This window comes from Vibrio sp. 10N.222.46.A1, from assembly GCF_041473595.1.
GTDB lineage: Bacteria > Pseudomonadota > Gammaproteobacteria > Enterobacterales > Vibrionaceae > Vibrio > Vibrio tasmaniensis_A.
In genome coordinates, this window is the sequence record NZ_JBFRSN010000919.1 from 1 (window position 1) to 4800 (window position 4800).

The 4800-nt window shown below is 42.5% G+C and carries 5 protein-coding genes; 4 read left to right on the plus strand and 1 reads right to left on the minus strand.

Annotated elements, in window-relative coordinates; genetic code table 11:
• A partial coding sequence (locus AB4496_RS22000; protein ID WP_372131970.1) for a porin occupies window positions 1–571 on the minus strand: 571 nt, incomplete at its 3' end.
• A gap of 513 nt (window positions 572–1084) precedes the next feature.
• On the opposite strand from AB4496_RS22000, the gene dinG reads away from it, so the two are divergent.
• The 4 genes from dinG (at window position 1085) to rsmS (ending at window position 4800) form a co-directional block, all read left to right on the plus strand.
• Window positions 1085–3160 (plus strand): ATP-dependent DNA helicase DinG, encoded by a 2076-nt coding sequence (gene dinG, locus AB4496_RS22005; protein ID WP_009846331.1) that lies wholly within the window; start codon window positions 1085–1087, stop codon window positions 3158–3160.
• A 128-nt stretch (window positions 3161–3288) separates the two neighbouring features.
• On the plus strand, window positions 3289–4068 hold the full coding sequence (locus AB4496_RS22010; RefSeq protein WP_009846330.1) for a TSUP family transporter: 780 nt from the start codon (window positions 3289–3291) through the stop codon (window positions 4066–4068).
• 23 nt (window positions 4069–4091) lie between these two features.
• Window positions 4092–4640: a primosomal replication protein gene (locus tag AB4496_RS22015; protein WP_009846329.1), complete on the plus strand. Its 549-nt coding sequence runs from the start codon at window positions 4092–4094 to the stop codon at window positions 4638–4640.
• Window positions 4630–4800 (plus strand): pleiotropic regulatory protein RsmS, encoded by a 171-nt coding sequence (rsmS, locus tag AB4496_RS22020; RefSeq protein WP_009846328.1) that lies wholly within the window; start codon window positions 4630–4632, stop codon window positions 4798–4800. The genes AB4496_RS22015 and rsmS overlap by 11 nt, the downstream gene beginning before the upstream one ends.

Below are 4800 nucleotides of genomic sequence, written 5' to 3' on the forward strand. Positions count from 1 at the left end.
CAAAACGGTAACCCATACGAGCGTCGAAGTACTCAGTATCTTTACCTTTCTCTTCTTTGTTGTTTGCGCCACTTACTTTGTCTTGTACGTAACCTAGAGTTGCGTAAAGAGCACCATTGTCGTAGTCGTAACGAACAGCTTCGTCAGCACACTCGTTAGTTGCATTATCTAGAAGTGTAGAGATGCCGTAAGCTTCATCTTTACCAATGCCTAGATCATCAACAGCAGTACATAGGCGACCAAACTTAATTGAACCTAGAGTATCGTTGTATGCTGCTACGTATGTATCACCGTTACGAGTTTTTTCAGCATTTGCGTTCTCAGAACCGTTGAATTCCCAGTAAGCGCCTACTTTCCACTCTTCGTTTACCATGTACTTGATATCAAAACCGAAGTCAGCATCTTCGATTTTTTGTTCCATTGAAGAACCTTTTTTGTACTCGTTGCTGTATACAACTTCGATGTCGCCTTTAAGGTCAACAGAAACGCCGTCTTGGTTGTAAATTTCGATTGCTGCGTTTGCAGAACCAGCTGCTGTCATAACTGCTAGAGCTAATAGAGTCTTTTTCATAATAAATCCACTGCCTTTTCTAAGAATGGGAGATCCTTGCCCGGTTCCCTTTTATTTTTTATGACTGGTCATTACTACTCTTTGGTAGTTAATCACCGCCACTAAATTTCGTGGTCTAGATTGCAAAAGATTATCCTGCGTGTCAAATAAACTAAAAACAAACCTAAAAAAAACAAAAATACATAAAAATCATAGGTTTACATTTTTTTTCATCATTTTACGAGCAACTTACCCTTAAATTTAAAGGGAAATATAATAGCCCAAATAAAGAACAATTAAGTATAATACTCCACTCATTTAGGTTTAAATCGTGATTCACAGAACTTAACACCTGCATCGTGCGATTTTTTAATATATATATTTCGTAACATAAATAAAATCGTTAAGTTCCTGAAGGTTCAGTTTTTTTTTGTGAACGAGATCTACCTTTGATTCAAAAGCAAGCTATTTTGCGGTAAATGTACCGACTAGTGATATGTGCTACTATCCTCGCTCCGTTACGTAGGTCACAGTATGCTAACTACTAAAATTCAAAATTCTATACGCACCAGTTATCAAAACCTCCAAGATCAGTTGGATAACTTTGTACCTCGACGTGCTCAAAATTACCTTGTTGCAGAAATAGCGAAGACACTTTGTGGTCAATACCACAAAAGTAATCGCATGATTGTTGCTGAAGCAGGTACCGGGATCGGGAAGTCACTGGCTTATTTAATGGCAACAATTCCTGTCGCCGTGCTCAACAATCGTAAAATCGTCATTTCAACAGCGACCGTTGCGCTACAAGAACAACTCGTCAATAAAGATCTCCCTCTATATAGACGACTTACTGATAGAGAGTTTTCTTTCATCTTAGCGAAAGGAAGACAGCGTTATTGTTGTACAGAGAAGTTGGCCGCTGCGTGTGGGGTTGATGGTGGTCAAATGGCCATGTTCGATTCCAAACCAAAAAAGAAAGACATCGAGCAACTGCAAACCATGTACCGCAGCCTCACCCAAGGTAAATGGGATGGCGACCGTGATTCGTGGCCAAAACCTATCGACAACATGATTTGGCAGATGATTGTCAGTGATAAGCACAGCTGTAACAACAGTATGCCTACGCACAGAGACTGCCCTTTCCAAAAAGCACGTTCAGAGCTAGATAAAGCAGACGTGATTATCGCCAATCACAGTTTAGTGATGGCTGATGCGGACCTAGGCGGCGGTGTGATACTGCCAGAACCAGAAAATAGCATCTATATATTTGATGAAGCTCACCACTTGCCACACGTAGCGAGAGATCACTCCTCTGCTGCCGCAAGCTTAAAAGGTGCTGCCTCTTGGTTAGAGCGTTTGAATCAATCGATCACTAAGCTTTCGGGGCTAGCAGACGAGAAACGTGTTCATAGATTTAGAAATGAGTTGCAAGACTCAGTACAACAACTGATCCCGACTCTGACTCAAATGAGCAAACAGTTTGACGCTAGCCACTTCGAAGATGGCTTGTATCGCTTCGAGCATGGTGACTTACCTGAATGGTTAGAAAGCGAATCGAAAGATCTCAAACAATTAACGCAAAAGGCGAGCCAAGCCGTAGCAAAAATTGCAGACTTGATTGCAGAACGAGTTAAAGACGGAGAGCTTTCAGCAAAGCTTGCAGAGCCTGCGCTTGCAGAAATTGGCTTCTATATACAAAGAACAGAAAACCTTGCTCAAGTATGGCGATTAATGGCTGAACCTAAGAGAGAAAAAGGGGCGCCTTTGGCTCGTTGGCTTGAATTAAGCAAAGAAAGCGAGGGAGACTTTGTTGTTAATGTCTCACCATTAGAAGTCGGTTGGCAACTGGACCAACAGATTTGGAGTCGTTGTGTTGGTGCAGTGTTAGTATCTGCGACCATGAGAGCACTCAACTCTTTCAGCTTTTTTTGTCATCAATCAGGTATCAGCCAAAAAGCAGAAGATGGCGTACAATTTCTTGCTTTGGCATCGCCGTTTGATTATCAGAACCAAGCTGAATTAGTGGTACCTGCAATGAAGTACGAACCACAAGCACCTCAGTTTACCGAATATCTTATTGAAATTTTGCCTAAGGTAATAGAAGACAACAAAGCCAATCTCATTCTATTCTCTTCTTATTGGCAAATGAACCAAGTGGCCGAGGCTTTGGCAACAGATTTCGTTAAAAAGTCGTGGGCGTTACAGGTTCAAGGGGATACCTCACGAACTGAAATCCTAAAAAAACATAAAAAGCTCATAGACCAAGGTAAAACCAGCGTTCTTTTTGGAACGGGTAGCTTTTCTGAAGGTCTTGATCTGCCTGGCGAGCTGCTTGAAAACCTTGTTATTACCAAGATCCCTTTCGGTGTTCCTACCTCTCCTGTAGAGCGGGCACATTCAGAATATATTGAATCTCGTGGCGGTAATCCTTTTATGCAGATTACTGTTCCAGAAGCGAGTAAAAAGCTTATTCAATCTGTGGGTAGATTGCTGCGTAAAGAACGAGATTCTGGTAAAGTCACGATCCTTGATAGACGCATAGTCACGAAGCGATACGGAAAGTCCCTACTCGATTCGCTACCGCCTTTTAAAAGAACAATAAAATACTAATTTTCCTACCCTCGTGGTAGTTATGGGCCTGCCATCGCTAGGCCCTTGCATTCACAACCCAGCATGACTAATCCCTCGATTCTTCATGTGGCTGCCCGAACGGCCGATAACGAGAACACTAGCTATTTATGGAAATGATTGAGCCAACCATGTTGGTCATACTTGCCTTGGTTGCATTTGCTGCAGGCTTTATTGATGCTGTCGCCGGTGGCGGAGGGATGTTAACTGTACCAGCTTTGCTATCGCTTGGTTTACCGCCACACATTGCACTCGGCACTAATAAGCTGGCCGCAACATTCGCCTCATCAACAGCCGCTTTTACTTACTATCGCAAGAAGCTGTTCAAACCTGAATGTTGGGTCAATGCTTTCATATCTACTTTAATAGGTGCAACAATCGGCACCCTGACTGTTGATGCCATAAGCACAGAGTGGTTAGAGAAGGTATTACCGCTAGTCATTCTTGCAGCAGCGGTCTATACCATTTTTCATAAGACTCCAGATGTGAGCCATAATGTGTCTCCTAAACCGTGCCCGGTACTCAAGAGAAAGCAAAAGTACCAAGGATTCATTCTCGGCTTTTATGATGGTGTTGCTGGCCCAGGAACCGGCGCTTTTTGGACTGTGAGCTCGATGGCGCTTTATCGTCTCAATATCTTACTTGCTTCAGGTCTATCTAAAGCCATGAACTTTACCAGTAACTTTACGTCTTTGGTTACCTTCGCAATTCTTGGTCATATTGATTGGGTTCTTGGTTTAACTATGGGTCTTTGTTTGATGGCTGGAGCATTTGTTGGGGCACATTCTGCTATTCGTTTCGGTGCTACATTTATACGACCTGTTTTTGTTACTGTTGTAAGCGTACTTGCGATTAAGCTGGCTTACGAAGCTTGGTTTGTAACCTTATAGCCCAGTCGCCCAAGGTAAGTAAAATGAATCACTTCTCTAAATTAAAAAGCGTCATTGATACCTTAATTGGCCATTGCTCGCAGGTTGATAAATCTCGAGGGGCTTATCATCAAGCCTTGTTCGATAGAACCTTGTTTAAGTGCAGCTCTTCTATTTTACTGCCCTACGCACTCGAAACTCAGGCAACGTACAACACTATTGTTCGAGAACAAGCGACAAACCAACTTACTGCTTCTCGGGCCAACTACCTGACAGAAAAACTCACTAATCAGATAGCTGCAATCCAAAGAGAACTAGCCAACCATGATTTAAGGTTAGATCGAAAAAGTAAGTCAGGAAAAAACCTTAACGACCTATACAACGAACTCGCTCAGCACCAAGATTGGCAAAAGCGACTGGTTGATTTAGTACGAGTACGCAAGTTAGCGTTTGATTCTGCGCCTCGCCACAGTAAGAAAAAAGCGGACGAGGCTTGGCAATTAGCAAAAGAACGATTAGAACGCTGCGAAGACTCAATGAAAAATATTGAGAGACTGATTAACTTAGAGAACCCCAAGCGAAATGAACACTGATAACCCATCATCACCACTGGATAACGCCCCAGAAGAAGTTAAGTTAGCTGTCGACCTGATCTATCTGCTCGAAAGCAACGAAATCGACCCAAAGGTTGCGTTAGAAGCAATTAAGATTGTCCAACAAGATTTACAAGCCAAACTAGCATCTAGCATCTAG

What these genes read in the sequence shown, in the direction of transcription:
- AB4496_RS22010 (WP_009846330.1), top strand. Translation starts at nt 3,289, where the DNA reads ATGGAAATGATTGAGCCAACCATGTTGGTCATACTTGCCTTGGTTGCA.
- rsmS (WP_009846328.1), top strand. Translation starts at nt 4,630, where the DNA reads ATGAACACTGATAACCCATCATCACCACTGGATAACGCCCCAGAAGAA.
- AB4496_RS22015 (WP_009846329.1), top strand. Translation starts at nt 4,092, where the DNA reads ATGAATCACTTCTCTAAATTAAAAAGCGTCATTGATACCTTAATTGGC.
- dinG (WP_009846331.1), top strand. Translation starts at nt 1,085, where the DNA reads ATGCTAACTACTAAAATTCAAAATTCTATACGCACCAGTTATCAAAAC.